This is a genomic window from Pseudomonas fluorescens NCIMB 11764 (genome assembly GCF_000293885.2).
GTDB lineage: Bacteria > Pseudomonadota > Gammaproteobacteria > Pseudomonadales > Pseudomonadaceae > Aquipseudomonas > Aquipseudomonas fluorescens_B.
Genome location: NZ_CP010945.1, coordinates 5,352,715 through 5,376,827, shown reverse-complemented (window position 1 = coordinate 5,376,827; position 24,113 = coordinate 5,352,715). Strand labels below are relative to the sequence as shown.

The window sequence follows — 24,113 nt, the reverse complement described above, 5'->3', positions numbered from 1 at the left end:
TGAGCATGGCTACTGAACCAAAGCGTCCGGATCCGGATGATGAAGACATGGATGAACCGACGGAAGAAGAGCTCGAGCGCCAGAGGCGTTCGTCGCCGACCTGGAAGCACCCTGATGACGGGAAAGAATTGCCGGACCGTGATATGGAGTTTCCGTTGAAGCCCTGAGCTCTGGGGTAAGGGCGGAACCAATAGCCGCCGTTACCGCAGAAACGGATATGCCCCCAACCCCAACCAATCTACACCTACAACAAAGCCCCGAATCAACCGGGGCTTTGTTGTATAGGCCAATCAGATCGACACATTCCAGCGAATCTGGGTAATACCCAATTGCTGCGCCTTGATACGTGCCGTTTCAAGGGTGGCATGTACGGCGATCTTTCGATCGGATTCCGGATAAGCATGCGCAGACGCCGAATGTATGGCATCGACATCAGAAAAATGCACCGCCAGTTTGAAAAAATGCTTTCGCACACCGTCGAACATGTAATGCACGGCATAAGGAACGAGTTCGCTCATGTATTTCTCGTGAAGCCAGCCAAGTCGTTGGCTTAGTCGTCGAACAGGACATTCATAGAGATCTGCGGGGCGAGCTTCGTGCAGAAATAAGACGGCTGAAAACAGATGAGGCTCAGCGAGCCTCAGTTGTTGAGAGTCTTTCGACGGCGGGTTCGTTCAGTTCTTTTGCCAAACGGGTCCCCGAGTGTGGTTTCAAGCGTCGTCCAGCTGCAACACATCGGGATGGGAAGCCCGATAGCCCAAGGTCTTGTCGATCCATGCACTCAGCTCGTTGACCATCACCGGAGGCTTGCCCGGATAGTGCCCGAGGGTTGAACGCAGGATGCCGTCGATCCCCGGAACTGATCGCAGGTCACGGGTCTTGATGTAATGTTCGATAAAACAGTTAAGTCGAAAGTGTTCTGTCATCGAAAGATAAACGCACTCCAGACTAACGACTTGATCAATTGCAAAATCGTCGCGCATTTAGTTCTCTGCAAGGCTTGTAGTTGTGGGATTTCCTTAATTGTTGACTTTTTGGTCAACTGGGCGGTGCCGATGGAAATGCGGCGCGCATGCTATCCGTAGTCATTCTAAATGTATGTACGCCGATGCAGATGTCAGACAAGCGGTTGAAGGATCAAATCGCCAGACTTCTACAAGTGTTTCTTGGGTGAAACACTCTTTGTAACGTTCAAGTTATTAGCCTGTATCGACAGGTGTTAAATACGATTGCGTTTGTCTCGGTACTGATAGTTTCATCTCTGCTCATCAATAAGCTCAGCGCCCTGGTTCCTGACGTTGCCAATGGCTTTGCCGACCTTGTACCACTCGAATACCTCACTGCCTTCGCCTTGCCACAAGGCCATCTGTTCGGCGCGTTCCCGGGGAGTGGCGGGGTCGAGCCATTCCCTTGCCAGTTCTGGCGACAGAACCACCGGTCGGCGGTCATGAATATCTAGCATGCCGCCGGCGCTGTCTGCGGTAATGATCACGAAACCGTCGTCGTCTCGCGCTTCCTCGCTATTCGTAGGAAACCGTCCAATCGCGGCACAGAAAATCGGCGCGCGGTCCCGTCGACGGATGAGCCACGGCTGTCGGGTCGAGTCTCCCGCATCGACCCATTCGAACCAGTTATCAATCGGTACGATTGCGCGGTGCGGCCAGATCGTGCGGAAGAACGGGCCATGGGCGACTTTTTCGACGCGGGCATTGATCGGCGCCGCGCGATCCTTCGCCCAATGCGGCCGCCAGCCCCAACGCACCTTGTCAGCCACAAGCCCAACGTCCTCCTGGTGAAACAACGCCAGTTGATGAGTCGGCGCCGCGTTATAGCGGGCCAACGGCTCGTCGCCGACATGGTTGATCAGCGCATCGGGAATGCTCAGTACCGCGACAAAATCGTGGATGCCCCGGTACTGCGACAGTCGTCCGCACATGACCGAATCCTCCCGTCGGAGGTTTCAGCATAGTCGTGCCTCAGATCACGTGCGCCAAGGATTCACCGGTGAAAACCATCGCCGACCTCAAGGGCAGGAAAGTCGCCTACTGGAGGCGCACATGACCGTCGGCCCGGTAGACGCGCAGGCGGCCAAGATTTGCAGGGCACGGCGGACGTCCTGTTCAAGGTCAAGGCACTGCCTTCGGCACTGGCAACCGTGCCGATCATCGACAGCTCGTTCCAGCAGGCCCTCAACCAGTAACCGACGCTGCATGGCAGCGCTGGAACCAAACACTGTGTAACCTGATCCAACCGGCGCCTGCACATGTGTGCGGGCTCAACGGTCTGGTCCAGGGCACTCCATGAAACAGCTGTTCAAGGTTTTCTGCGCACTCGCCATTGCCGTCGGGCTGGCGGGTTGCATTGCGGCTCCCATCGAAATGACGGCGCAGACGGAACAGCGGCTGCGCGCGCAACCGCCGATCCGTTTTCTGCTGACCTTCGATGACGGTCCCAGCGCGTCGAGTTTCTGGAATCCGACGATCACCATTCTCGACAGCCTGGCCACGAACCCGGTGCAACCGAACCTCAAAGCGGTGTTCTTCGTACAGACCGGCGCGCCACGGGCGGGCGATAGCGACATCGGTCGCGAGGTCATGCGCCGCGAACACGCCGACGGGCAGATACTGGGTTTTCACACGGGCACTCACTGGCACACCAATCACCGTTCCCTGAGCCCGGAAGAACTGGAACAGTCGCTGACCAAGGGCAGTGCCGATATTGCCGCGATCACCGGCACGCCACCGACCCTGGTGCGTCCGCCATTCTGGAACTATGACAAACGGGTCTTCGCGGCTTATCAAAAGCACGGCTTGCACGTGTTGCTGACCGACTTGAGTGCCAACGACGGCAAGATCTGGGGCTTCAATGCCAGTCCCCGGCGGCGGGCCAACATGCTGCGACAGCTGTCGGAAGTGCGAGAGCGCATTGCGTTGGGCGAACTGCCCACCGTGGACGGCGTGATCCCGGTGGTGGTGACCTTCCACGACCTCAATCGCTACACCGCCCGGCATGCCCGCGAGTACTTGCAAATCCTGCTGGATAGCGCACAGGCGACCGGATTGAAAGCGGCGCAGAAGCCGTTCTATGACGATCAAGCCGAGCTGCAACGGGCGGCGATGGCGCGTACTGTTCGCGACAGTTCACAACCGGTGAAATTGCCGGGGATCTGGAACTGGATCTGGGGAGCGGACGCGAACTGATCCGCTCGTCGGCCAGGCTTCAGTTCAGAAACATCGGCAAATAACCCAGCTCCACCAGTTTTGTATCGATATCCCCAACCCGTTCAACGTGGTCGAGGTTTTGCTCGTTCATCACCTCAGGGCAGCTGATGACAAGGGTTCCCCGGTCAGGCACAGGAATTAGTTTGTGTGCCTGGGGGAAGTCTGCGAGGTTCAACGATTTGGGGCAAAAGCCGATCCATCCAATCGTCTGTCGGTCCTTGAAGACACGTCCTTTTCTGAAGTAATGGGCCGGTACGAGGGTGACCCAGTCAATTTCAGGCCAGATGTTCACGGCCAGGCTGATGATTTCCGTGAACATCTCCTGCGGGTGTTCAAACTTCATCAACAGGGCACCGGCGTCCTCGAAGGACAGGGCGGACATGGAGTCGAGATTGTGTGCGCTGTAATGAAAAGCGACACCTCCCTCAAGCGGGTCCTCGATGGCGTTCCACACCGAAAATTCGGTCAGGTCAGGCAGCTCGGGATCATGAGCTCGTTTAACCTTGTCGATCAGCGCTTGAGTGTCGGTACTGACATTGGTTGCAAGCGAGTCCTTAAGGCTTTTCCCTTGCAGATACCAGTTGGCCAGAAGCGGGCTGATGGCCCCGAGCTCTCGCAAAAACCTGGCCGCTTTTTCTATCTGCAGCTCAAGGGGAAGTGACGTAATGGCCTGCTTGTTGAACCTGAGTGTGAAGATGAAGCTTTTGAAGTTGGTCATGCTGACACCTTGAATGCGTTGCGGGTCGGACTAGGCGATCAATCCCGGGTTATCTCTGTAGTACTCCTCCATTTGCTTCTCTTCTTCCTTGCGCAGCTCGTCGTATTCCTCCTGGTCCTTGGTACCGGGCAGGGGGTTCCAGAACGCCCTCAGGTTGGTCAGGCCAAGGTCGCTGTATTGTTCTGAACAGTATTCGTAGACCACGCGTTGCATGAAATGCCACTCCACCGAAACAGGAGGCGTAGGCCTGGCTTTCTGTGAATGTGCTCTGGCGGGGGCGATCAATTCTTCTCTGACATTGGCCCAAGGCCGAGGGGTATTCAGGACAGGGAAGAACATGAAGGCATAGCGTGCCTTGGCCTCCAGTAATGTGCATCGGCTTTTGTCAAAGCCGTCCCACCAGGTGTTGCTCCACCGCCATTCGTTCGGGTAGGGGAAGTTCGTCACCCATTGCTGATAGCGAGAGGACAGGTCAGACATGCTGTGACCTTTACCGTTGTTGGCGATCGCCATCACGCCTTTGTCCGGAGGGCAGTCCACGCAATCTTTTTTCTCGCTCTTGCACTGCTCTTCTTTCTGACGCGTTTGTTCGCGAGTCACCGGTGGTGCGTCGGTTTTCTGGTCGGTTTGAAGTTTCGGTTGAACCTGCGGCTGCGGCATTGGCATCGGCTTGGGCGCCGGTTGCGGTGCCGGCATGGGAGCAGGGCGGGGCGGTGGCGCAGGCATGCGGGTGGGTGGTGGAACCCTGATTCCTTCGAAAGGACCGCGCATGCCTCCGCGAGGGACGGGAAACGGCCCTCGGGCGAGTTGTTCGCCGGAGCCTGCGGTTCCGGGTGTTTTCAGAAGGTTGCTCATTGTCGTCCCTGGTTTACTTGGCGCGTGGCCATTCCTTTAGTGAGTCAATGTATTGCATGACGCTGTCGTAATCTCGAAAACGTTGTTCCGGCGTATCGGCAACAGGGCGTTGCATCCATTCCACAAACCCTGGCGATGTCTGAAAGCCCGGCTTGTACAACCCATAGCGCATGAACAGTTCGGTTTCTTCGGGGGCCACGATACCAAACGCTTCGGCCTCATCACGTAGCTGTCTGAGATACGCGCTGGCCTTGGGTTCACCTACTTTTGCGAACCACGCGGGGTCTTGCTGGCGAACTTCGAGCAGGAGCTTGTCGATGACTTCGTCCTGACGGATGTGATCCAGTTGTTCGAGTTGTTCTGCACTGAGTTCAAGCACTGGTAACCTCCGTTTTTTTCGGTGCATTGAAGGTCAGGTAATCCCGCTGCAAGGGTCGCCAGGTTTGCCAGAACAGGATGCCGGACATGAGCTCCGCCTGTTGCGTCTCGGTCAAAACCGGTTCGAGGGCCTGGCGCACGGTCGGGTTGTAATAGCGGAACAACGCACGACGACCGTCCGGGAGGCGGGTAAACAACTGGCTTTTCAGGTGGGCGGCGAGGGTTTCGAACCCCTGTTCACTCCACAGCCAGGACACCAGGGGCGATTGCTGGTCCCTGCCGATCAGCCATAGCAGTAGCTGATCGCTGAGCGGGTCTTCATCGGTAAAGGTCACCAGTGCCGGGCCTGCGTGCTTGATTTCATCCAGCTCGGTGCCTTCCAGCAACCATTGCCATTGAACCCGGTCACCGGGCTCATCGAAGCGTTTGGTCAGCGTCAGATAGCGCGCGCCGTCAACCAATGCGTAGTGACGCAGACCGGGATTCGCTCGGCGAGCACGCTGAATCGTCTGCAACGAATTCCGGGTTTGCGGATCGACAAGAATTGTCTGGTCGTCCGGGATCATTGGGAGGCCCCGAGATTTTCCAGCGGAACAAAACTCGCGTTCCTTTTGGCTGCCGCCAGCAAGCAGGGAAGGCACAGCGTCGGAAGTTTGAGCAACGAAGCGACCGCTGATACCGCGGCCCCGCCACCACTCATTCCGATGATGACAGTGCCGGATCCACCCACCACAACGTTTCCGTGATTACCCAACGTCCCGATGGTCACCGCCGGCAGGCCATTGATCAGCACATTGGGAACGACGTTGCTCGTCAGTGCGCTTCCGCAGGCCGTTGTGTCGGTTTGCCGGGCGGCGGCCAGTCCGTCGAAAAAGACATCCGCCGAACCGCTGACAATAGGGTTCGTACCGTGACCCGGAAGTGGACACGCCGTAGGGTCGGTGACCCGTGCTGCAGGTTTTCCACTCATGACAATCCTCCTTGAAGCACGCGTGTATCGTGCAAGCTGTTTCCTTGAGCATTCGATTTTGCGAAACACCATCGACATTCGATAGCGTCAAACAGTGCAACCTGTGTGGGGGGAGCGGTGGTGCAGGCACCGCCCGGTAAAGCGTTGAGGGCTTCTGTGGTATGCCACTGGAGATCGTACGCCGGTGCGTCATCCAGTTCGTTGAGCAGGGAGTTGTAGTGATGCAGGCCGGCAGCGTCGTAAGTCGCCTGGAGCTGGCGGGAAAGTTGCTCGCCCCAACACACGTAGTGGTCAGACGTCCACTTCCCGATATCGGCGTGAATGAACCAACCCATGGGGCGTAATCGTTTATCGGTCTCGATCAGCCTGTCGGTGTGAGCGGCGAAACCGCAACCGATATGCAGCGTCAGCCAACCACGATTGGCGGCGAGGAAAGAGTCAGGGTCAAAGAATTGCGAGAGAGGCCGCACCTGCAGATCGTCATCACCGCACGTGCGGGCCATGATTTCAGCGTCCAGCCTGGAAACGAAGGCCTGGACGGCAGGGTGTCCCTGGCTGTTTCGGGTCGTCAGCGCGAGTCCGGCCTGAGCACCGCTCACATTTTTGAGCAGACCATACAGGCGAATGGATGACTTGAATGTCGATGGGCGAAGCATCCTTACTCCTTGAACGTTACCGTCGCAAAACCGTAACTGCCGAATTCCATTCGGACTGCAAAAAGATGAGACAGGGTGTTGCCGCATTCTCTGCGCAGGGCATGATGACCTGTTCCCTGCAGCCGACAAAGTCGGGTCGGGCAGGAAGTTGTGACCAAATGTATCTGAATTCTGGTCGTGCGTTCGCCGGTCAGTCCCTCGGCAATAACTCATCAATCATCCGCAAACAATGATTCAACCCCGGCGAGACATCGCCTACGCGCCGGCTAAGGATGATAGGCGAAGTCGCGTTGTCTTCCAGCAGCGGCGTGAAACCGATGTCGTCGCGGTGCAGCAATTGCACTGAGGCCGGCACCAGGGTGACACCGATTCCCGCGCCCACGAGACCGATGGCGGTTTGCAGCTCGTTGGTCCATTGCGCCACATGGATGCTCACACCATACGACTCGAACAACGCGATCACATGGTCGGCGTAGCTGGGACGCGGATTGCCGGGGTACAGCACGAAGGGTTCCTTCGCCAGATCGCGCAGGCTGATCGGTCCGGCCAGCAATGGATGGCCGGCGGGCAGGGCGGCGACCAGGCGGTCTTCCGTCAAGACAGTCTGGATAATGGCCGGGTCGTCGATGCGGATCCGCCCGAAACCGATGTCGATCCGACCGGCCTTGAGCGCCTGCACCTGTTGCAGCGTGGTCATTTCCGAGAGCCCGAGCTCAAGCTCCAGAGGCTCGCCGCTGCGCAAACGGCGGATCAGTTCCGGCAGCACGCCATAGAGTGTCGACGGCGCAAAACCGATGCCCAGCCAGGTTTTTTCGCCCAGGCCTATCCGTCGTGTGTTGTCGCAGACCTTGCCCAGTTGCTCGAGCAGGGCGGTGGAGTGCTCATGGAAAAACCGACCGGCGTCGGTCAGCTTCAGCGGCCTGCCGCGTTCCAGCAACAACACCCCGAGTTCGTCTTCCAGCTGCTGAATCTGCCGGCTCAGCGGCGGCTGGGTGATGTGCAGCAATTCAGCGGCGCGGGTGAAGTTGAGGGTTTGAGCCAACACCTGAAAATACCGCAGGTGACGCAGTTCCATGAGGCCTCCGCAAACAATCCAGTTGCATACCTTTAAGGTATCAAGTCAGACCAATTCTATATTGGCTTCCCGAAAAAAGCCGTACCAGAATCGGTTCCAGAACTTTAAGAACCTGACGGGTATCGCCATGCTGGAAACTGCCATTGAATCGATCGAGACGATCATCGTCGATCTGCCGACCATCCGCCCGCACAAGCTGGCGATGCACACCATGCAGAACCAGACCCTGGTAATCATTCGCGTGCGTTGCGCCGATGGCATTGAAGGTATTGGCGAATCCACCACCATCGGTGGCCTGGCGTATGGCAACGAAAGCCCGGACAGCATCAAGACCAACATCGACCGCCACTTCGCGCCGCTGTTGCTGGGCCAGGACAGCGCCAACGTGAACGCCGCGATGTTACGCCTGGAGCGCAGCATCCGGGGCAACACCTTCGCCAAGTCAGGTATCGAAACCGCGTTGCTCGACGCCCAGGGCAAACGACTCGGCCTGCCGGTCAGCGAACTGTTGGGCGGGCGGGTTCGCGATGCACTGCCGGTGGCCTGGACCCTGGCCAGTGGCGACACCGACAAGGACATCGCCGAAGCGGAAAAAATGCTCGACCTGCGCCGCCATCGCATCTTCAAACTGAAAATCGGTGCCGGCGAAGTCAATCGCGACCTGGCCCACGTCATCGCGATCAAGAAAGCCCTGGGTGATCGCGCCAGCGTGCGGGTCGATGTCAATCAGGCCTGGGACGAAGCCGTCGCGCTGCGTGCCTGCCGGATCCTCGGCACCAACGGCATCGACCTGATCGAACAGCCGATTTCGCGCAACAATCGCGCCGGCATGGCGCGCCTGAACACCATGAGCCCGGCACCGATCATGGCCGACGAATCCATCGAGTGCGTTGAAGATGCGTTCAACCTGGCGCGTGAAGGCGCTGCGTCGGTGTTCGCCCTTAAGATCGCCAAGAACGGCGGCCCGCGTGCCGTGCTGCGAACGGCCGCGATTGCCGAAGCGGCCGGCATTGGCCTGTACGGCGGCACCATGCTTGAAGGTGGCATCGGCACACTGGCTTCGGCCCATGCATTTGTCACGCTGAACAAACTGGCGTGGGACACCGAGCTGTTCGGCCCGCTGCTGCTCACCGAAGACATCCTCAGCGAGCCGCTGGTCTATCGCGATTTCGAGCTGCACGTACCGAAAACCCCGGGCCTGGGCCTGAGCCTCGATGAAGAGCGCCTGGCGTTCTTCCGTCGCGACAAAACCTCTACTGCCATTCATCTTGCTTGAGGAGAGCCTTATGCTGTTCCACGTAAAAATGACCGTGAACCTGCCGGTCGACATGAATCCTGAAGCAGCCGCCCGATTGAAGGCTGACGAAAAAGCGCTCGCCCAGCGCCTGCAAGAACAAGGCAAGTGGCGTCACCTGTGGCGCATCGCCGGGCTTTACGCCAATTACAGCGTGTTTGATGTCGACAGCGTTCAAGAGCTCCACGACCTGCTGATGCAATTGCCGCTGTATCCGTACATGGCGATCGAAGTCACCGCGATGTGCCGGCATCCTTCTTCCATCCGCGAGGATGACCGCTGAACCCAGCCTGTTCAGTTCGCTACGCTAATAATTACAAGATGAGGAACCACCATGAACGTCAAGATTTCCCACACTGCCAGCGCCCAGAAATTTCTCGAAGAGGCCAGCGGCCTGCTCAATGACGCCGGCAACCCGCGGGTCAAGGCACTGATCTACCGCATCCTGCGTGACTCGGTGAACATCATCGAAGATCTCGCCGTGACCCCGGAAGAATTCTGGAAAGCCATCAACTACCTCAACGTACTGGGTGCGCGTCAGGAAGCCGGGCTGGTGGTGGCCGGGCTCGGTCTGGAACATTACCTGGACCTGCTGATGGACGCCGAAGACGAGCAGGCCGGCAAGGCGGGTGGCACGCCGCGGACCATCGAAGGGCCGCTGTACGTGGCCGGTGCACCGTTGTCCCAGGGCGAAGCGCGTCTGGATGATGGCGTCGATCCGGGTGTGACGCTGTTCATGCAGGGCCGAGTGTTCAATACCGCTGGCGAACCGTTGGCCGGCGCCGTGGTGGATGTCTGGCACGCCAACACGGGCGGCACTTACTCGTACTTCGATACCACGCAATCGGAATTCAACCTGCGTCGCCGTATCGTCACCGATGCCGAAGGCCGTTACCGTTTCCGCAGCATCGTGCCGTCGGGCTACGGTTGCCCACCGGACGGTCCGACCCAGCAACTGCTCGATCAACTGGGCCGTCACGGCCAGCGTCCGGCGCACGTGCACTTCTTCATCTCGGCACCGGATCATCGTCACCTGACCACCCAGATCAACCTCGATGGCGATCAATACCTGCACGACGATTTCGCCTACGCCACCCGTGACGAGCTGATCGCGAAGATCACCTTCAGCGATGATCAGGCACGTGCGGCGGCCTACGGCGTGAGCGGGCGCTTTGCCGAAATCGAATTCGATTTCACCTTGCAGTCGTCTGCCCAGCCTGAAGAGCAGCAACGTCACGAGCGGGTTCGCGCACTCGAGGACTGATCACCTCGACTGCCGAACCGGGCCACGAGATAACCGACCGTTTATCTCGTGGCTTTGTGTGTTTCGGGCAGTGCCCTAGAATGGCCCGACGCAACCTATAACAACAATGAGAGTGACCCGATGATGCAAGCGCAACTGTTGAGTCAGCGCAGCTCCGTATTCGACCATGCCGACCCGTACGCGGTGTCGGGCTACGTCAATCAGCATGTCGGTAATCATTGCATCCTGATGCCCCGCGCCGGGCACCCGCTGGCCAGTCTCAATCACCGCAAGTTCGCCAGTCTCGACCTGTGCCGCATCAGCTACGGCGGCAGCGTTCGCGTCACTTCCGGCGCGCTGGAAACCATCTATCACCTGCAAGTTTTGCTGCGCGGCAATTGCCTGTGGCGTGGTCACGGTCAGGAACATTACTTCGCCCCTGGCGAATTGCTGCTGATCAACCCCGATGATCCGGTAGACCTGACGTACTCCGACGATTGCGAAAAATTCATCCTCAAAGTCCCGACGTCGTTGCTGGAATCGGTCTGCGACGAGCAACGCTGGCGCTATCCGGCGCAGGGCGTGCGGTTCCTGGAGAACCGTTATCAGCTCAATGAGCTGGAAGGTTTTGTCGGCCTGCTGGCGATGATTTGCCAGGAAGCCGAAGCCACCGAGCAGATTCCAAAAGTGCAGGAGCACTACGCGCAGATCATCGTCAGCAAGATGCTCAGCCTGATGCAGACCAATGTCAGCCGTATCAGCCTTGGCTCACAGACGGCGACGTTCGAGGTGATCGCCGACTACATCGCCCGCAACCTCAAGCAGGACATCGATAGCGAAGAACTGGCGCGACAGGCGCGGATGAGCCTGCGTTCGCTGTACGGGTTGTTCGAACGCAACGCCGGCACCACGCCGAAAAATTACATTCGGCAGAAACGCCTGGAACGTATCAATGCATGCCTGATCGACCCGACCTGCAATGTGCGAAACGTCACTGAGGTGGCGATGGATTATGGGTTTCTGCATTTGGGGCGGTTTTCGGATAACTATCGCAAGCAGTTTGGGGAGTTGCCTTCGGATACGTTGAAGCGGCGGGAGTGAATCATGCGGCCAATTAGCATGTTTTATGCGAGGTCAAACCTGGCTATGGCTGCGAGACAGCACATCACAAATAAGAGCCCCAATAAGGTCCACTGCAAAACGGCCAATTTTCGCTTTAAATTCGCGGGAAATTTTTCCAAATCTTCCGGACACAATTCGCCTCTTTTCAGATAAAAGTTCGGGAAAGTCACGATCCCGGAAATGCCTCCTATGAGCATTAGCCGTCCCCATGGACCACCATGCCTGAGAGGGGCTCGCACCATGATCGCCGTACAATTTTTAAGCTGCTCAAGCATCCAGTCCATCTTGGTGTAAGCCATGTGCAATGCGACAGTGATCCAAACTAATGCTGCTGCAAAGTAAATCAGGCCGATGCCGGCGATCAACACGTCAACAGTTCCCTGGCTCATTTAGCGATCTCATGAATTTTTTCTCCGGCGTAAATTTTTAGGATGCCGCTAATAAAACAATCCGGATTTGCTGATAAAGCAAAGTGCAAACATCGCTAACACAAGTGTTACGAGAAGCCAGTGCATAATTGCCAATTTAAGTCTCAGTGAGTTTGGAATGGCTTGTAGGTCTTCACTGCTTAACTGACCATTTTTCAGATAAAGTCGTGGAAAAGCAACGTAACCGGTTATCCCTCCAATCAACATCAATTTCCCCCAGAATCCTGCATGCCTTAAAGGAGTCAAAGTTTTTACTCCAACGCTTTTTGGGAATAGATGTAAAAGCATTTCGATTTTTTTATAAGCCATATAAAGCGCGACCCCGCACCAAACAGACATACATAAAAATACAGATGCGGATAGCAAACCTACAACAAACCGAGCAGTGCTCATTTTGTATTCTCGTAGACTATTTCCCCTGCACTCTCTCCGAGAATTCCCCCGGCCGAACCACCTACGTAAGATCCAGCACCGACTATTAACACGCCGCATACGAGACCGGCCGTCCCACCCGTCGGTATAGAAAGTGCAACGCATAGACTGCTTACCGCGGGTGCCGATAATGTTGCTCCGATTGCCACTCCGCCCAAGATCCCTCCTAAAAAGCCTCCAGCTTCGGTAAATTTCACCTTCTCGCACGCCTCCACACTCCCTTCTGCACAAACATCCTGAACCTTGATGACTGACGCTCCACCACCCACCGCAGTGCCAACCCAACCACCATATTTGACGTACTTCGCCGCTTTGGAAACAGCGTCAATATGTGTGGCATAACCAGGAATCTGCCCAATAGCCCCTGCTTTTCTCCAGCGATGAACAAGGCTTTTAGTCGATATCCCCAACACGTTTTTCAGATTGGGATGGTCCGGAAACCCAATGCTTTTTTTTGTAAGCTTGGTCAGTTGAGCATTCAACTGAGTCAGCAGACGTTTGCGTTCGGCATAAAACTCGGCGGACTTCAGGTGACCGTTGGCTTGAAAAGTCCGGGTATGCAAATTTTCGATGTCACGGAGAATAATATCCACGTCGTGGAGGTTCTTCGAGAACATGGCCAATCCCGCACTTGCCCCGAGTGAACCCTTGGAAATAAGGAAGGCAATCTCGTCATAGTGCCGCGCCATGAAATCGGCCTCTTCCGAACTCAGCGGTTCCAAGGCTCTATTTACATTAGCCGCCGCCTGCATCAACAACGCTTCTTCGAAAGTACACAGATGATTGTTCGGATCGCTGAGAACAATCATCGTCCCGGCTTTCACCTGATCCAGATTCGGGTTCAGCGCCTTGAATTTGGCGATGACGGCGGGGGAGGCTGAAGTAAAAAGCTGAGCCTGCAGTTTGTCAGCGGTCGTGCTTCTCGGTACGACATAGAACCCGGGTTCTTCTTGTGGGACCGGCGTTGGCCATTGCTCCTGAGGGAAAAACTTCAAGTCCGGGGCAGGATGCGGCGAGGTAGCCGCCTTCAAGGCGCCGGGCGAGTTCATGGCAGTCGACTTGAGATTTTGCGCATGGACGTAGCGCAGTAAACGAACGGGGTCAGGTTTTGAAACGGGCTGTGTGAGCCTTGATACCGGCAATCTTTTAATAGGTTCAGTGATCGCGGCCGGAGCTTTTCCCGTCAGGGCTTGCGATTGGATGAGCAGGTCGCGTTGTTCTTGCACAAGCGCCTGTAAGCCCTGTTCCGGAGTTTTGTGGCCTCGCCCAACATCGTCAGCAATACGCTTTGCATAAAAAGCGACTTCTCTGTTGAACTGTTCCCGCGCCCTACCGTATGCAAGATGACGAGTGCCAAGCGTGCGAGCTTGCCCCACCAGTTTTCCCGCCGCGCTGTTGATGTCCCACGGATTCATCCCTCTTCACCCCACGAACTGTAACCGGCGGTTTTAGCCAGATGGTGGGTCCACGCGATGTCGCGATAACGAATCGCCACCTGCTCTTGTGGCTCGGCGTCGTTTTGAAGAATGGCGTGAGGCATTTCGAGCGTCAGGTCGGTAATAACTCCGCCATTGATCGAAACGGTATAGAACTTTTCCTGCAAGCCAGAGGGCGATACGCGGTAAAAACTGATCGTGCAGTTGATTTCCTCTCTGTTTGAAAGCGCTTGGGCGAGTAGTGGCGATGATTTGTCGACGGCTTTGGTGATGATGATCGGGTTGTGTGTGGATCTGTTGAGGTTCCCGATAGTGGTCATGTTGTGGCTGTAGGACAGCACCATGATCTCGTCCGTGTGCGCAGCCTGGTACTTGTTGCCAATAGAGTCCTGGGTTGAACAGCCCGCTGAAATCAATCCCTGAGCTTTTCCGTTTATGGTCATGTAGCCGTGATTAGCCATGGAAACCACTCCTTGTCGTCAGGCGCGAAGTCTATGGCAGAAGTTGTAAGCAGTTATGTAGTCCGATTCCGAAAATACGTTTTGCACTAAACGGATAAAGGTCTGCACCCCGCGGATAGTCCACCCCATTGCCCCGTCCTAGCATGAGCCTTGCCTGAACAATAACAATGGAGGCGGCGGCCATGACCCTGCGACCCGAATATCTTCACTCCCTGCTCGAGGACGATCCAGAACAAGGAATCTATCGCTGCAAGCGCGAGATGTTCACCGATCCGCGCCTGTTCGATCTCGAGATGGAACACATCTTCGAAGGTAATTGGCTGTATCTGGCGCACGAAAGCCAGATCCCCAATAAAAACGATTTCTACACCACCACCATGGGGCGCCAGTCGATCTTCATCGCGCGCAACAAGGACGGTGAACTCAATGCCTTTCTCAACGCCTGCAGTCACCGTGGCGCGATGCTCTGCCGGCACAAATCCGGCAACAAGAGCTCGTACACCTGCCCATTCCACGGCTGGACCTTCAATAACTCCGGCAAACTGCTGAAGGTCAAAGACCCGTCCGAGGCCGGTTACCCGGCGAGCTTCAATTGCGAAGGCTCCCATGACCTGACCAAAGTCGCCCGTTTCGAATCCTATCGCGGCTTCCTGTTTGGCAGTCTCAAGGCTGATGTCGTGCCGCTGGTCGAGCACTTGGGCGAGTCGGCGAAGATCATCGACATGATCGTCGACCAGTCCGCCGATGGCCTGGAAGTGCTGCGCGGTTCCTCCAGCTACATCTACGAAGGCAACTGGAAACTCACCGCCGAAAACGGCGCCGACGGTTACCACGTCAGCTCGGTGCACTGGAACTACGCCGCCACCCAGAACCAGCGCAAACAGCGCGAGGCCGGCGACAGCAATCCGACCATGAGCGCTGGCAGCTGGGCCAAGCAGGGCGGCGGTTTCTATTCCTTCGACAAGGGCCACATGCTGCTCTGGACCCGTTGGGCCAACCCGGAAGATCGCCCGCTGTATGAGCGCCGCGATGAACTGGCCCAGGATTTCGGCAAGGCCCGCGCCGACTGGATGATCGAGAACTCGCGCAACCTGTGCCTGTACCCGAACGTGTACCTGATGGATCAGTTCAGCTCGCAGATCCGCATCGCCCGGCCGATCTCGGTCAATCGCACGGAAATCACCATTTACTGCATCGCCCCCAAAGGCGAAAGCGACCACGCCCGTTCAAGCCGCATTCGTCAGTACGAAGACTTTTTCAACGTCAGCGGCATGGCCACGCCGGACGATCTGGAGGAGTTCCGCTCCTGCCAGACCAGCTACCAGGGCAGCGTGACCGCCTGGAACGACATGTCCCGTGGTGCCGAGCACTGGATCGAAGGGGCCGACGAAGCGGCGAAAGAAATCGACCTGCATCCACTGCTCAGCGGTGTGCGCACCGAAGACGAAGGCCTGTTCGTGTTGCAGCACAAGTATTGGCAGCAGACCATGCTCAAGGCTCTGGCCGCCGAGCAATCGAAGCTGATTGCCGTGGAGGCCGTGCAATGACTATTACCTACGACAGCGTGCGCGACTTTCTCTACCGCGAAGCGCGTTACCTCGATGAACGGCAATGGGACGAATGGCTGGAGTTGTACGCCCCGGATGCGACCTTCTGGATGCCGTCCTGGGACGACAACGACGAATTGACCGAAGACCCGCAGCGGGAAATCTCGTTGATCTGGTACGGCAATCGCACCGGCCTGGAAGACCGCATCTTCCGCATCAAGACCGAGCGCTCCAGTGCCACCGTGCCGGACACCCGCACCTCGCACAACATCAGCAACATCGAGCTGCTGGAACAGGCGGACGGCCTCTGCAAGGTGCGCTTCAACTGGCACACGCTGAGCTTTCGCTACAAGACCGTCGACAGCTATTTCGGCAGCAGTTTCTACACCCTTGATGTGCGCGGCGAGAACCCGCTGATCAAGGCCAAGAAAGTGATCCTGAAGAACGACTACGTTCGCCAGGTCATCGATGTTTACCACCTGTGAGGCGGCCGTCATGACTCATTCCATTGCATTCAATTTCGAAGACGGCGTCACCCGGTTCATCGACGCCAACGTTGGCGAAACCGTGGCCGATGCCGCGTACCGCCAAGGCATCAACATTCCGCTGGATTGCCGCGACGGCGCCTGCGGCACTTGCAAGTGTTTCGCCGAGGTTGGCCGCTACGACCTGGGTGAGGAATACATCGAAGACGCCCTCACGGCGGACGAAGCGGAGCAAGGTTTTGTCCTGACTTGCCAGATGCGCGCCCAGAGCGATTGCGTGGTGCGCGTACCGGCTTCCTCGGAGGTCTGTCGCACGCAACAGGCCAGTTACGACGCGACCATCAGCGCCGTGCGTCAGCTGTCCGACAGCACCATCGCGCTGTCGATCAAAGGTGAGGCACTGAGCAAACTGGCGTTCCTGCCCGGGCAATACGTGAATCTCGCAATTCCCGGCAGCGAGCAGACCCGTGCCTATTCGTTCAGTTCGTTGCAACGTGACGGCGAGGTCAGTTTCCTGATTCGCAACGTGCCCGGCGGCTTGATGAGCAGTTTTCTGACCGGCATGGCCAAGGCCGGCGACAGCATGAGTCTGGCCGGGCCGCTGGGCAGTTTTTATCTGCGTGACATTCGTCGCCCGCTGTTGCTGCTGGCGGGCGGTACCGGCTTGGCGCCGTTCACCGCAATGCTGGAAAAAATCGCCGAGCAGGGCAGTGAGCATCCGCTGCATCTGATCTACGGCGTGACCAACGATTTCGATCTGGTGGAAATGGATCGCCTCGAAGCTTTCGCCGCGCGCATCCCGAACTTCAGCTTCAGCGCCTGCGTGGCCAGTCCCGACAGCCAGCACCCGCTCAAGGGCTACGTGACACAGCACATCGAGCCGAGGCATTTGAACGATGGTGACGTCGACGTCTACCTGTGCGGCCCGCCGCCGATGGTCGAGGCCGTCAGCCAATACATTCGCGATCAAGGCATCGCGCCGGTGAATTTCTACTACGAAAAGTTTGCCGCCAGCGCGGCATGAGCATTCTCTGAGTCAACACCGGGTTGGCGTGAACACGAGGTGGGTATGAACAGATTTCACGAAAAAGTCGCGCTGATCACCGGCGCTGCGCAAGGCATCGGCCGGCGCGTCGCAGAACGGATGGCGGCGGAGGGCGCGCGGTTGGTTCTGGTTGATCGCTCCGAGTTGGTGTTCGAGGTGCAACAACAATTGGGCCAGCATGCCCAGGTGCTCGCGCTGACCGCCGATCTCGAGCAGTACGCCGAATGCAGCCGCGTGATGCAAACCGCCGTCGAGCGTTTCGGGCGCCTCGACATCCTCATCAATAATGTCGGCGGGACGATCTGGGCCAAGCCTTTCGAACATTACGAAGCACCGCAGATAGAGGCCGAGGTTCGTCGCTCGCTGTTCCCGACGCTGTGGTGCTGCCATGCCGCATTGCCGTTCATGCTGGGGCAGGGCAGTGGCGCCATCGTCAACGTGTCGTCCATCGCCACCCGCAGCATCAACCGTGTGCCGTATGGTGCGGCGAAGGGCGGGGTGAATGCGCTGACCGCTTGCCTGGCGTTCGAAACCGCCGGCCGTGGCGTTCGGGTCAATGCCACGGCGCCCGGTGGCACCGAAGCACCGCCGCGGGTGATTCCGCGCAACAGCGCCGAACAAAGTACTGAGGAAAAGGTGTGGTATCAGCAGATCGTCGACCAGACGCTCGACAGCAGTTTGATGAAACGTTACGGCACACTGGATGAACAGGCAGGCGCTATTCTGTTTCTGGCCAGCGACGAAGCGTCCTACATCACCGGCATGATCATGCCGGTGGGTGGTGGCGATCAGGGCTGAAAAAACGCTGAGAATTACAGGCGCCGCTGAAACGCTTTGACGATTCTCAGCGTGGCGTCGCTTGTGTTCAGATTGTGCACCGCGTCTATCGGAAACCACATGCAATCGAAGATTTCATTTTGCGGGCGCGCCTCATTCGAGTTCAGCACCGATGCCTCGTAGACATGGTGCCGGGTGCCGCCCGAATCCAGTTCCATCAGGTAGAGCAAATCGTCGACCCCCAACCCGGTTTCTTCCCACAGTTCGCGCATGGCCGCGGCTGCAACGGTTTCACCGGGCTCGACTTTTCCGCCGGGCAGCGTCCAGCGACTCCTTGGCTTGCGCACCAGGAGAATGTAGCGGTCCTGCTCACAAATGACGGTGGCGCGTACTTTCATGTGTTACCTGATTGCCTGTTGTCATATTTTGGTAATAAAAATGCAATATTCAGGCCGGCGCCGATTTAGCGGACGCCTGGAAGGTTGGAGGTGTCTCAGGGGCTGAAAGTGCAACCGGATGCCGGCATCCTGTCGCGACGTCCGGTCGGCATCTGTGCGAAGGGTGGGTGTAAGGTAGGCAGGTCTGTTCTGAAATCAGTACCGAAATGGAGGTAGCTTATGAGCGTTCCGATGCTGAATAAGATGCACATGAACGGTTATGACGTACTCAGCGTAAACAACGGCCCCTGGCGGGTATGCACCCAAGGCGACCGGTTGGCCGCTTTTGCCAGCAGGGAGGAAGCCCTGGCCTTTGCAGCGTCTCTTCCCGGTTACAAGGTACGGGCGAAGAGGCCGGCCGCTAAATAGTCAGCTTCAAGCCCCGGTTTTCCGGGGCTTTTATGACTTGGGAGAACCTCCGCCTCCACTCATCCCGCCATTGGTGCAGGTGGCAGGCTTGTTTCGAGTAATCACCTTGGCCTTCACCTCTTCGGCATACCCCGTCAATCGCTGTTCGTCCCCCTGAAACAGGTCGTGCAGTCTGCGCACCGCTTGTGCGTCCACTTCATTGCCTGCCTGTCGAAACTGAACTTCCAGTCGCAGAAGGTCTACCGCCGACCACCTCAAGTCCGATGCAACGCTTTGCAGGTCGCGCCGAAGTTGGTTTTCAGATTTGTTAAGCCACATGACAACCTCCTGAACATCTCTGCTACGAATTTTAGTCCCGATTCGTGGATCAGGGCGTTTTGTTCGTCTGAACAGTCGATGCAGCCTTTGGTCGGGAAGTTGAACGGGAACGGACAGATCTGGTGTCGTACTCAAGTGGTCAACTTTCGCTAGGGCGAGGCAACTTCAAATGACGGCAACTGATGATTTTAGATTTCACGCGCATGAGCTGATCGTCGATCTGGACGCGGCGACCACGGAAATGATGACGCTGATCTCTGCGCATCAACTGAGCGGCCCGGAATGGGAGCGGGTGAACCAATGGCAGCACGAGGCGTATGAACGGTGGATGACCTATTTGAACGCCAGGTCCCCCAAAAAAGATGAAAACGCCCCACAGTGAGAGCTGTTCAATCAATGGATGTCTGCTGAATGACGCGCTACATTTCCTTTTTCAGAAAAAGGAAGCGTCATGCGGACATTGATGGCGGGAGTCGTGGTGGCGTTACTGGCGGGGTGTTCATTGCCGGCTTCCGTGGTGCCGGGTGAGCCGAATGTCAGCAAATACAGCGAAAAGGTACCGAAAGACTATGCCGCCTGCGTGCTGCCGGCGTGGCAGAAGGAAATTCCCGCGTCGACTCAAACGGGGATTTCCAATGGCTACCGGATAACAGCCCCCAGCATTATCACGGCTGACGAGATTGTCGATATCGTGAAATCCAGGGATGGCAGCCGGGTATCGCTTTATCAGGGCCCGCCCTGGGCCAAGTCCGGCGCATTGCGCCAGGCCGTTCGCGACTGTCTGTGAGGCTTAGCCGGAAATCTCGGTGACCGGGATAGTCTGGTCGTCAGATGCCTGGGCACTGCTTTTCTTTTCCCGGCGATCGTTGATCCAGTTGTCCACCTGCGCACCGAATTCGGCCGGCGCCTTTCGTCCCACTCTCCTGGCGAGATCAAGAATGGTCTGCTGGGCGAGGGCATCCTCCATGCGTTTTTGCGCAGTCATCATGACCGCATGCACCGAGCAGGGGCCTGTCAGCGCCCAAGCGGGTGCGGAACCTTCGAACACGGCGCAACGCCCGCGAATCTCGCGGCAATCGAAGATGAGTTTCTGACCGTCGATGGCATTGACGATATCGAGCACGCTGATTTCGTCGGAGGGACGCGCCAGCTTGAAACCGCCGCGCACGCCTTCAGTGGCCACCACCAGTTTTGCCTTGGCCAGTTTGGTGAAAATTTTCGCCAGATAGTCTTGCGGCACGCCTTGAAGCTCCGCCAGTTCGCGCACGCTCGCCTCACGGGTGTCGCCGCAATTGCCTACCAGAAAAAGCAGGCAGTGAATGCCGTACTCAACGCCCGCGCTATAAAGAGACATTTTGATCTCCGACTAATGTTGTCGTAAATGTTACCAGCAGAGCGTTAGCCGAGCAACGAGCCCCCGCCGCCGCTCATCTCTTCCAGTACTGCCTTTCTGCCTTGCCTGGTAGCGCCATGCCGTGGATCAAAGTTTTCGATAGCAAGCATCATAAAAAATCGATTGCGCCGTATAACTAGGATCAATATATTCGCAGTTGTTCGGTCGGCCTTGGCAGCGCATGACCTTTGATGAATTCAATGATCGCCTTCTCTCGGAGTTAAAAATGAAAAAGCACATCCTGGTAATCGGCGCAGGTTTCGGTGGCATGTGGACAGCTTTGAGCGCTACGCGTCTGTTCGACATTCATGGTCACAACGACGTTGAAGTGACCGTTCTGGCCCCGCAGGCCGAGCTGCGCGTGCGTCCGCGCTTCTATGAGCCGAATGCGCACCAGCTGGCTGCACCGATTGGTGAGCTGTTTGATGCGGTCGGCGTGAAGTTCATCAAGGGCGCTGCAGAAACCATCGACGTTGTGCAAAAACGCGTGGGCTACATCGATGCATCGGGTGCCAAACAAGTGTGCAGCTACGACAAACTCGTTCTGGCCACCGGCAGCCGTCTCGCCATCCCGGCTACCGCAGGCGTGGTCGAACATGCGTTCGACGTTGACCAGATTGAAGAGGCCGTGCGCCTGGAAAACCACCTGAAATCCCTGGCCAGCCTGCCGGAAAGTAAAGCCCGCAACACCGTCGTCGTGGCGGGTGGCGGCTTCACCGGGATTGAAACGGCGACCGAGATGACCGCGCGACTGCGTGCCATCCTGGGTGATCAAACGGATGTCGAGGTGATCATCGTCGACCGCGGCGAGAAAATTGGCGGGTCGATGGGCGCCGAAATCGCCAAGTCGATCGAAGAGGCCAGCGTTGAAACCGGCGTGAAATGGCACTTGAAGGCGTCGGTTCTCTCCGTCGATGCCAACGGTGTCAACTTGAGCGACGGCCAGCGTATCGATGCGAAAACCGTGGTCTGGACCACCGGCGTGCGCGCCAGCTCGCTGACCGAACAGATCCCGGCCGAACGCGATCACCTCGGCCGCCTGCACGTGGACAGCCACCTGAAAGTCATTGGTCAGGAGGATATCTATGCCACGGGCGACGTTGCCTACGCCGCTTCCGACGACATTGGCAACTACGCATTGATGACCTGCCAACACGCCATTTCCCTGGGGCGTCACGCCGGCAATAACGTGGCCGCGCACATTCTCGGCGTCGATCCGACACCGTACAGCCAGCCTAAGTACGTAACCTGCCTGGATCTGGGGAGCTGGGGCGCGGTGTACACCGAGGGCTGGGACCGCCAGGTCAAACTGGTCAAACAGGAAGGCAAGAACCTCAAGACGCAGATCAACACAGTGTGGATCTACCCACCGGCTGCTGACCGTGCCGCTGCGCTGGCGGCGGCTGATCCCATGATTCCTGTCGCCTGAGGCCTGTTGTTCGATAACACTGCCTGATGGGGAAAATCCCGCCCAAGTTTCTTGGGCGGGATTTTTTTTGCGACCGGAATGGTTGCGATGGTGAAATTTAACGTGTATTTTTTCATGAAATTATAAATAGAAAATTTCACGAGGCTTGCATGTTCCAGCAATCCAACCGCCACGTCGCCAGTTACTACGCCCACACTTGCGCCGATCGTCTGTTGGAGCGTGCGGCTCTGGAGGGCGAGCAGGACACCGACGTATTGATCGTCGGCGCCGGCTTCAGTGGCTTGCACACGGCGTTGCGACTGGCCTTGGCTGGCAAGTGCGTGACCTTGCTGGAAGCCAGTCGGGTGGCATGGGCGGCGTCGGGGCGCAATGGCGGTCAGGCCATTCTCGGTTGGTCGTGCGACATGCCTCCGTTGGAGGCCGCGCTGGGTTACGAACGTGCGCGGCGTTTGTGGGACGGCATGCGTTGGGCTGCACAGGAACTGCGGGCATTGCCCGAACGCCATGATTTCGATTGCGACTACCAGGCCGGTCACCTCTGGACATCGGTGTTGCCGCGTCGGGTGAGTCTGCTGACCGAATGGCAACACGAGGCCAGCCACAAGTGGGGCCACGACGGTTTGCAATTCATCCCGCGTGAGCAGTTGCCGCAATGGGTCGCCAGTGAACGCTATCAGGCCGGGCTGTTCTATCCGGAAGGCGGGCACCTGAATCCGCTGAAACTGGCGCTCGGCCTGGCCGCCGCCATCGAGCGCGCCGGCGGGAAAATTCATGAGCAAAGCAAGGCGCTGAACTATCGCCAAGAGGGTGGCCGCTACGTGGTCACCACTGAGCACGGTCGTATTCGATCCGATGTGCTGGTACTGGCGTGCAATGCGTATCTGGATCGGCTTGATCCCAAGCTGTCGAGTTGTGTGTTGCCGGTTGGCACCTATCAGGTGGCCACCGCGCCACTCCCGCAAGCGCAGGCGACTGCGCTGCTGCCGAGCAATGCTTGCGTCACCGACAATCAATTCGTGCTCGATTATTTCCGTCGTACGCCGGATAACCGGCTGCTGTTTGGCGGTGGTTGCACCTACCTGGGGGGCATGCCGAGGGACATCGCCGCGGCGACCCGACCCTTTCTGCAACGGGTGTTTCCACAGCTCAAGGATGTAGAGCTGGAATTCGCCTGGGGTGGGCACATCGATCTCACCCTTAAGCGCACACCTGATATCGGTCGCCGGGGCGATCTCTACTGGCTTCAGGGTTACTCCGGCCACGGCGTGCTGCCGACCCTGGCCGGGGCCCGCGCCGTGTCCGACGCGATATTGGGGGGGCCGGATGAGCTGGCCTTGTATCAAGGCCTGGTCAATGGCAGTTTCCCCGGCGGCAAGTACATGGCAGCCCCGCTGGAAGCCATCGGCAAGGCCTGGTATCGCTTGCGCGACAGCCTTTGATTCGCACATTTTCCGGAAGCTTTCAGATGGACAGGCAAGAAGAAATCTCGGCGTTGGCGATCCTGATTCAGGACCTGCGCAAACACAAAAAATACACGCTCAAGGAACTGGCGGACAAAATCGGTCGCTCCGTCGGTTTTCTCTCGCAAGTCGAGCGCGGGCTGTCACGGCCGACGGTAGCTGACCTGACCGCCATCAGCGAAACCCTCGGCGTGCCGACCACTTATTTCTACAGCCTGCCCAAACCCATGGCCTTGCCCTGGGTAACCCGGCCGGACGAACGCCGCACCCTGTATTACGCCGACGGCATCACCGACATTCTGGTCTCGCCGAAAATGCGTGCGTCGTTTTCGATGCTCGAAAGCCGGCTCAAGCCCGGCGCCAGCAGCGGCGACCGCCACATGAGCGACAGCTCGGAGCAGGGCGGTTACGTGCTCGAAGGGCAACTGACACTTTGGCTGGATGACGATCAACCGGTCACCCTGGGAGCCGGGGACAGCTTTCAGCTCGCCAGCCATACCCATTGTCGCTACGGCAATCTCTCCGATCAGCTCACCCGGGTGCTCTGGGTTTACACCTGATAAA

Annotated in this window: 33 protein-coding genes and 1 pseudogene; 17 read left to right on the top strand and 17 right to left on the bottom strand. The window is 57.7% G+C overall.

Annotation, left to right across the window (positions count from 1 at the left end; translation table 11 throughout):
* Positions 1 to 5 precede the first annotated feature (5 nt).
* On the top strand, positions 6 to 167 hold the full coding sequence (locus B723_RS33510; protein ID WP_017339368.1) for a hypothetical protein: 162 nt from the start codon (positions 6 to 8) through the stop codon (positions 165 to 167).
* A 123-nt stretch (positions 168 to 290) separates the two neighbouring features.
* Here the strand turns inward: B723_RS33510 and B723_RS24415 are convergent, their stop codons facing one another.
* From B723_RS24415 to B723_RS24405, 3 genes are all read right to left on the bottom strand, one after another.
* The gene (locus tag B723_RS24415; protein WP_017339367.1) at positions 291 to 518 is read right to left on the bottom strand and encodes a DUF6555 family protein; all 228 of its coding nucleotides are present in this window, start codon (positions 516 to 518) and stop codon (positions 291 to 293) included.
* Positions 519 to 710: 192 nt separating this feature from the next.
* Positions 711 to 983 (bottom strand): hypothetical protein, encoded by a 273-nt coding sequence (locus tag B723_RS24410; RefSeq protein ID WP_017339366.1) that lies wholly within the window; start codon positions 981 to 983, stop codon positions 711 to 713.
* A 272-nt stretch (positions 984 to 1,255) separates the two neighbouring features.
* Complete coding sequence (locus B723_RS24405; RefSeq protein ID WP_017339365.1) at positions 1,256 to 1,936, bottom strand: SOS response-associated peptidase; 681 nt, start codon at positions 1,934 to 1,936, stop codon at positions 1,256 to 1,258.
* Between the two features lie 106 nt (positions 1,937 to 2,042).
* Between B723_RS24405 and B723_RS33155 the strand changes: the two are divergent.
* Both B723_RS33155 and B723_RS24400 read left to right on the top strand, forming a co-directional pair.
* Positions 2,043 to 2,200, top strand: a pseudogene (locus tag B723_RS33155) (ABC transporter substrate-binding protein); the annotation flags it as partial.
* A gap of 100 nt (positions 2,201 to 2,300) precedes the next feature.
* Positions 2,301 to 3,200, top strand: a complete 900-nt coding sequence (locus B723_RS24400) for a polysaccharide deacetylase family protein (protein ID WP_017339363.1) — start codon at positions 2,301 to 2,303, stop codon at positions 3,198 to 3,200.
* Between the two features lie 19 nt (positions 3,201 to 3,219).
* Here the strand turns inward: B723_RS24400 and B723_RS24395 are convergent, their stop codons facing one another.
* From B723_RS24395 to B723_RS24365, 7 genes are all read right to left on the bottom strand, one after another.
* On the bottom strand, positions 3,220 to 3,939 hold the full coding sequence (locus B723_RS24395; protein WP_017339362.1) for an Imm52 family immunity protein: 720 nt from the start codon (positions 3,937 to 3,939) through the stop codon (positions 3,220 to 3,222).
* A 30-nt stretch (positions 3,940 to 3,969) separates the two neighbouring features.
* Positions 3,970 to 4,794 (bottom strand): Tox-REase-5 domain-containing protein, encoded by an 825-nt coding sequence (locus B723_RS33815; protein ID WP_031319001.1) that lies wholly within the window; start codon positions 4,792 to 4,794, stop codon positions 3,970 to 3,972.
* A 13-nt stretch (positions 4,795 to 4,807) separates the two neighbouring features.
* The gene (locus B723_RS24385) at positions 4,808 to 5,173 is read right to left on the bottom strand and encodes a hypothetical protein (protein WP_017339360.1); all 366 of its coding nucleotides are present in this window, start codon (positions 5,171 to 5,173) and stop codon (positions 4,808 to 4,810) included.
* Positions 5,166 to 5,738 carry a DUF4123 domain-containing protein gene (locus B723_RS24380; protein ID WP_017339359.1) on the bottom strand — a complete coding sequence of 191 codons (573 nt, stop codon included), beginning with the start codon at positions 5,736 to 5,738 and terminating at the stop codon, positions 5,166 to 5,168. The genes B723_RS24385 and B723_RS24380 overlap by 8 nt, the downstream gene beginning before the upstream one ends.
* Entirely contained in the window at positions 5,735 to 6,142 is a 408-nt protein-coding gene (locus B723_RS24375; RefSeq protein ID WP_017339358.1) for a PAAR domain-containing protein, read from the bottom strand. Before B723_RS24375 ends, B723_RS24380 begins: the two co-directional genes overlap by 4 nt.
* The gene (locus B723_RS24370) at positions 6,139 to 6,798 is read right to left on the bottom strand and encodes a hypothetical protein (protein WP_017339357.1); all 660 of its coding nucleotides are present in this window, start codon (positions 6,796 to 6,798) and stop codon (positions 6,139 to 6,141) included. Before B723_RS24370 ends, B723_RS24375 begins: the two co-directional genes overlap by 4 nt.
* A 190-nt stretch (positions 6,799 to 6,988) precedes the next feature.
* On the bottom strand, positions 6,989 to 7,873 hold the full coding sequence (locus B723_RS24365) for a LysR family transcriptional regulator (protein WP_017339356.1): 885 nt from the start codon (positions 7,871 to 7,873) through the stop codon (positions 6,989 to 6,991).
* A 127-nt stretch (positions 7,874 to 8,000) separates the two neighbouring features.
* Between B723_RS24365 and B723_RS24360 the strand changes: the two genes are divergently transcribed.
* The 4 genes from B723_RS24360 (at position 8,001) to B723_RS24345 (ending at position 11,511) form a co-directional block, all read left to right on the top strand.
* A complete protein-coding gene (locus B723_RS24360; RefSeq protein ID WP_017339355.1) occupies positions 8,001 to 9,149 on the top strand; it encodes a muconate cycloisomerase family protein in 1,149 nt (382 codons plus the stop codon).
* 10 nt (positions 9,150 to 9,159) lie between these two features.
* Positions 9,160 to 9,450: a muconolactone Delta-isomerase gene (catC, locus tag B723_RS24355; RefSeq protein ID WP_017339354.1), complete on the top strand. Its 291-nt coding sequence runs from the start codon at positions 9,160 to 9,162 to the stop codon at positions 9,448 to 9,450.
* A 51-nt stretch (positions 9,451 to 9,501) separates the two neighbouring features.
* Positions 9,502 to 10,431: a catechol 1,2-dioxygenase gene (catA, locus tag B723_RS24350; protein ID WP_017339353.1), complete on the top strand. Its 930-nt coding sequence runs from the start codon at positions 9,502 to 9,504 to the stop codon at positions 10,429 to 10,431.
* A gap of 120 nt (positions 10,432 to 10,551) precedes the next feature.
* Entirely contained in the window at positions 10,552 to 11,511 is a 960-nt protein-coding gene (locus tag B723_RS24345) for an AraC family transcriptional regulator (RefSeq protein ID WP_017339352.1), read from the top strand.
* Positions 11,512 to 11,534: 23 nt separating this feature from the next.
* Here the strand turns inward: B723_RS24345 and B723_RS24340 are convergent, their stop codons facing one another.
* From B723_RS24340 to B723_RS24330, 4 genes are read right to left on the bottom strand one after another with little or no spacing between them, the layout of a single operon-like run.
* The gene (locus B723_RS24340) at positions 11,535 to 11,921 is read right to left on the bottom strand and encodes a hypothetical protein (RefSeq protein ID WP_017339351.1); all 387 of its coding nucleotides are present in this window, start codon (positions 11,919 to 11,921) and stop codon (positions 11,535 to 11,537) included.
* Between the two features lie 48 nt (positions 11,922 to 11,969).
* The gene (locus B723_RS32545) at positions 11,970 to 12,353 is read right to left on the bottom strand and encodes a hypothetical protein (protein ID WP_080995151.1); all 384 of its coding nucleotides are present in this window, start codon (positions 12,351 to 12,353) and stop codon (positions 11,970 to 11,972) included.
* The gene (locus B723_RS24335) at positions 12,350 to 13,807 is read right to left on the bottom strand and encodes a hypothetical protein (RefSeq protein WP_017339350.1); all 1,458 of its coding nucleotides are present in this window, start codon (positions 13,805 to 13,807) and stop codon (positions 12,350 to 12,352) included. Before B723_RS24335 ends, B723_RS32545 begins: the two co-directional genes overlap by 4 nt.
* The gene (locus B723_RS24330; protein WP_017339349.1) at positions 13,804 to 14,289 is read right to left on the bottom strand and encodes an Hcp family type VI secretion system effector; all 486 of its coding nucleotides are present in this window, start codon (positions 14,287 to 14,289) and stop codon (positions 13,804 to 13,806) included. Before B723_RS24330 ends, B723_RS24335 begins: the two co-directional genes overlap by 4 nt.
* A 182-nt stretch (positions 14,290 to 14,471) precedes the next feature.
* Here B723_RS24330 and benA point away from each other — a divergent pair, with 182 nt between their 5' ends.
* Genes benA through B723_RS24310 form a run of 4 tightly spaced genes read left to right on the top strand, consistent with a single transcriptional unit; the run spans position 14,472 to position 18,164 of the window.
* Positions 14,472 to 15,836, top strand: coding sequence for a benzoate 1,2-dioxygenase large subunit (gene benA, locus B723_RS24325; RefSeq protein WP_031318997.1), 1,365 nt, complete (start codon positions 14,472 to 14,474; stop codon positions 15,834 to 15,836).
* On the top strand, positions 15,833 to 16,321 hold the full coding sequence (gene benB, locus B723_RS24320) for a benzoate 1,2-dioxygenase small subunit (protein WP_017339347.1): 489 nt from the start codon (positions 15,833 to 15,835) through the stop codon (positions 16,319 to 16,321). The genes benA and benB overlap by 4 nt, the downstream gene beginning before the upstream one ends.
* A gap of 10 nt (positions 16,322 to 16,331) precedes the next feature.
* Positions 16,332 to 17,345 (top strand): benzoate 1,2-dioxygenase electron transfer component BenC, encoded by a 1,014-nt coding sequence (benC, locus tag B723_RS24315; RefSeq protein ID WP_017339346.1) that lies wholly within the window; start codon positions 16,332 to 16,334, stop codon positions 17,343 to 17,345.
* A 45-nt stretch (positions 17,346 to 17,390) separates the two neighbouring features.
* Positions 17,391 to 18,164: a 1,6-dihydroxycyclohexa-2,4-diene-1-carboxylate dehydrogenase gene (locus tag B723_RS24310; RefSeq protein WP_017339345.1), complete on the top strand. Its 774-nt coding sequence runs from the start codon at positions 17,391 to 17,393 to the stop codon at positions 18,162 to 18,164.
* Positions 18,165 to 18,178: 14 nt separating this feature from the next.
* Here B723_RS24310 and B723_RS24305 read toward each other — a convergent pair whose 3' ends face one another.
* A complete protein-coding gene (locus B723_RS24305) occupies positions 18,179 to 18,541 on the bottom strand; it encodes an NUDIX hydrolase (RefSeq protein WP_017339344.1) in 363 nt (120 codons plus the stop codon).
* Between the two features lie 219 nt (positions 18,542 to 18,760).
* Here B723_RS24305 and B723_RS33810 point away from each other — a divergent pair, with 219 nt between their 5' ends.
* Positions 18,761 to 18,949 (top strand): hypothetical protein, encoded by a 189-nt coding sequence (locus B723_RS33810; RefSeq protein WP_017339343.1) that lies wholly within the window; start codon positions 18,761 to 18,763, stop codon positions 18,947 to 18,949.
* Positions 18,950 to 18,979: 30 nt separating this feature from the next.
* On the opposite strand, the gene B723_RS24295 is transcribed toward B723_RS33810, so the two are convergent.
* Complete coding sequence (locus tag B723_RS24295) at positions 18,980 to 19,267, bottom strand: hypothetical protein (RefSeq protein ID WP_017339342.1); 288 nt, start codon at positions 19,265 to 19,267, stop codon at positions 18,980 to 18,982.
* 169 nt (positions 19,268 to 19,436) lie between these two features.
* On the opposite strand from B723_RS24295, the gene B723_RS24290 reads away from it, so the two are divergent.
* Together B723_RS24290 and B723_RS24285 are read left to right on the top strand one after the other, a co-directional pair.
* A complete protein-coding gene (locus B723_RS24290; protein WP_017339341.1) occupies positions 19,437 to 19,649 on the top strand; it encodes a hypothetical protein in 213 nt (70 codons plus the stop codon).
* A gap of 69 nt (positions 19,650 to 19,718) precedes the next feature.
* Positions 19,719 to 20,054, top strand: a complete 336-nt coding sequence (locus tag B723_RS24285; protein ID WP_017339340.1) for a hypothetical protein — start codon at positions 19,719 to 19,721, stop codon at positions 20,052 to 20,054.
* 3 nt (positions 20,055 to 20,057) lie between these two features.
* Here B723_RS24285 and B723_RS24280 read toward each other — a convergent pair whose 3' ends face one another.
* Positions 20,058 to 20,621 carry an RrF2 family transcriptional regulator gene (locus B723_RS24280; RefSeq protein ID WP_017339339.1) on the bottom strand — a complete coding sequence of 188 codons (564 nt, stop codon included), beginning with the start codon at positions 20,619 to 20,621 and terminating at the stop codon, positions 20,058 to 20,060.
* Positions 20,622 to 20,886: 265 nt separating this feature from the next.
* Here B723_RS24280 and B723_RS24275 point away from each other — a divergent pair, with 265 nt between their 5' ends.
* The 3 genes from B723_RS24275 (at position 20,887) to B723_RS24265 (ending at position 24,109) form a co-directional block, all read left to right on the top strand.
* Positions 20,887 to 22,089, top strand: a complete 1,203-nt coding sequence (locus B723_RS24275) for an NAD(P)/FAD-dependent oxidoreductase (RefSeq protein WP_017339338.1) — start codon at positions 20,887 to 20,889, stop codon at positions 22,087 to 22,089.
* Between the two features lie 149 nt (positions 22,090 to 22,238).
* The gene (locus B723_RS24270) at positions 22,239 to 23,528 is read left to right on the top strand and encodes an NAD(P)/FAD-dependent oxidoreductase (RefSeq protein WP_017339337.1); all 1,290 of its coding nucleotides are present in this window, start codon (positions 22,239 to 22,241) and stop codon (positions 23,526 to 23,528) included.
* A gap of 26 nt (positions 23,529 to 23,554) precedes the next feature.
* Positions 23,555 to 24,109 (top strand): helix-turn-helix domain-containing protein, encoded by a 555-nt coding sequence (locus B723_RS24265; protein WP_017339336.1) that lies wholly within the window; start codon positions 23,555 to 23,557, stop codon positions 24,107 to 24,109.
* The last annotated feature ends 4 nt before the right edge of the window (positions 24,110 to 24,113 follow it).

Bases quoted from the DNA above. Each gene is read 5' to 3' on its own strand.
- B723_RS33510 (WP_017339368.1), top strand. From the start codon at position 6: ATGGCTACTGAACCAAAGCGTCCGGATCCGGATGATGAAGACATGGAT.
- B723_RS24345 (WP_017339352.1), top strand. From the start codon at position 10,552: ATGATGCAAGCGCAACTGTTGAGTCAGCGCAGCTCCGTATTCGACCAT.
- B723_RS33815 (WP_031319001.1), bottom strand. From the start codon at position 4,794: ATGAGCAACCTTCTGAAAACACCCGGAACCGCAGGCTCCGGCGAACAA.
- B723_RS24365 (WP_017339356.1), bottom strand. From the start codon at position 7,873: ATGGAACTGCGTCACCTGCGGTATTTTCAGGTGTTGGCTCAAACCCTC.
- catA (WP_017339353.1), top strand. From the start codon at position 9,502: ATGAACGTCAAGATTTCCCACACTGCCAGCGCCCAGAAATTTCTCGAA.
- B723_RS24375 (WP_017339358.1), bottom strand. From the start codon at position 6,142: ATGAGTGGAAAACCTGCAGCACGGGTCACCGACCCTACGGCGTGTCCA.
- B723_RS24370 (WP_017339357.1), bottom strand. From the start codon at position 6,798: ATGCTTCGCCCATCGACATTCAAGTCATCCATTCGCCTGTATGGTCTG.
- B723_RS24290 (WP_017339341.1), top strand. From the start codon at position 19,437: ATGACGGCAACTGATGATTTTAGATTTCACGCGCATGAGCTGATCGTC.
- B723_RS24270 (WP_017339337.1), top strand. From the start codon at position 22,239: ATGTTCCAGCAATCCAACCGCCACGTCGCCAGTTACTACGCCCACACT.
- benB (WP_017339347.1), top strand. From the start codon at position 15,833: ATGACTATTACCTACGACAGCGTGCGCGACTTTCTCTACCGCGAAGCG.
- B723_RS24340 (WP_017339351.1), bottom strand. From the start codon at position 11,921: ATGAGCCAGGGAACTGTTGACGTGTTGATCGCCGGCATCGGCCTGATT.
- B723_RS24280 (WP_017339339.1), bottom strand. From the start codon at position 20,621: ATGTCTCTTTATAGCGCGGGCGTTGAGTACGGCATTCACTGCCTGCTT.
- B723_RS32545 (WP_080995151.1), bottom strand. From the start codon at position 12,353: ATGAGCACTGCTCGGTTTGTTGTAGGTTTGCTATCCGCATCTGTATTT.
- B723_RS24380 (WP_017339359.1), bottom strand. From the start codon at position 5,738: ATGATCCCGGACGACCAGACAATTCTTGTCGATCCGCAAACCCGGAAT.
- B723_RS24295 (WP_017339342.1), bottom strand. From the start codon at position 19,267: ATGTGGCTTAACAAATCTGAAAACCAACTTCGGCGCGACCTGCAAAGC.
- benA (WP_031318997.1), top strand. From the start codon at position 14,472: ATGACCCTGCGACCCGAATATCTTCACTCCCTGCTCGAGGACGATCCA.
- B723_RS24285 (WP_017339340.1), top strand. From the start codon at position 19,719: ATGCGGACATTGATGGCGGGAGTCGTGGTGGCGTTACTGGCGGGGTGT.
- benC (WP_017339346.1), top strand. From the start codon at position 16,332: ATGACTCATTCCATTGCATTCAATTTCGAAGACGGCGTCACCCGGTTC.
- B723_RS24305 (WP_017339344.1), bottom strand. From the start codon at position 18,541: ATGAAAGTACGCGCCACCGTCATTTGTGAGCAGGACCGCTACATTCTC.
- B723_RS24335 (WP_017339350.1), bottom strand. From the start codon at position 13,807: ATGAATCCGTGGGACATCAACAGCGCGGCGGGAAAACTGGTGGGGCAA.
- B723_RS24410 (WP_017339366.1), bottom strand. From the start codon at position 983: ATGCGCGACGATTTTGCAATTGATCAAGTCGTTAGTCTGGAGTGCGTT.
- B723_RS24275 (WP_017339338.1), top strand. From the start codon at position 20,887: ATGAAAAAGCACATCCTGGTAATCGGCGCAGGTTTCGGTGGCATGTGG.
- B723_RS24405 (WP_017339365.1), bottom strand. From the start codon at position 1,936: ATGTGCGGACGACTGTCGCAGTACCGGGGCATCCACGATTTTGTCGCG.
- B723_RS24415 (WP_017339367.1), bottom strand. From the start codon at position 518: ATGAGCGAACTCGTTCCTTATGCCGTGCATTACATGTTCGACGGTGTG.
- B723_RS33810 (WP_017339343.1), top strand. From the start codon at position 18,761: ATGAGCGTTCCGATGCTGAATAAGATGCACATGAACGGTTATGACGTA.
- B723_RS24265 (WP_017339336.1), top strand. From the start codon at position 23,555: ATGGACAGGCAAGAAGAAATCTCGGCGTTGGCGATCCTGATTCAGGAC.
- B723_RS24395 (WP_017339362.1), bottom strand. From the start codon at position 3,939: ATGACCAACTTCAAAAGCTTCATCTTCACACTCAGGTTCAACAAGCAG.
- B723_RS24360 (WP_017339355.1), top strand. From the start codon at position 8,001: ATGCTGGAAACTGCCATTGAATCGATCGAGACGATCATCGTCGATCTG.
- catC (WP_017339354.1), top strand. From the start codon at position 9,160: ATGCTGTTCCACGTAAAAATGACCGTGAACCTGCCGGTCGACATGAAT.
- B723_RS24400 (WP_017339363.1), top strand. From the start codon at position 2,301: ATGAAACAGCTGTTCAAGGTTTTCTGCGCACTCGCCATTGCCGTCGGG.
- B723_RS24330 (WP_017339349.1), bottom strand. From the start codon at position 14,289: ATGGCTAATCACGGCTACATGACCATAAACGGAAAAGCTCAGGGATTG.
- B723_RS24310 (WP_017339345.1), top strand. From the start codon at position 17,391: ATGAACAGATTTCACGAAAAAGTCGCGCTGATCACCGGCGCTGCGCAA.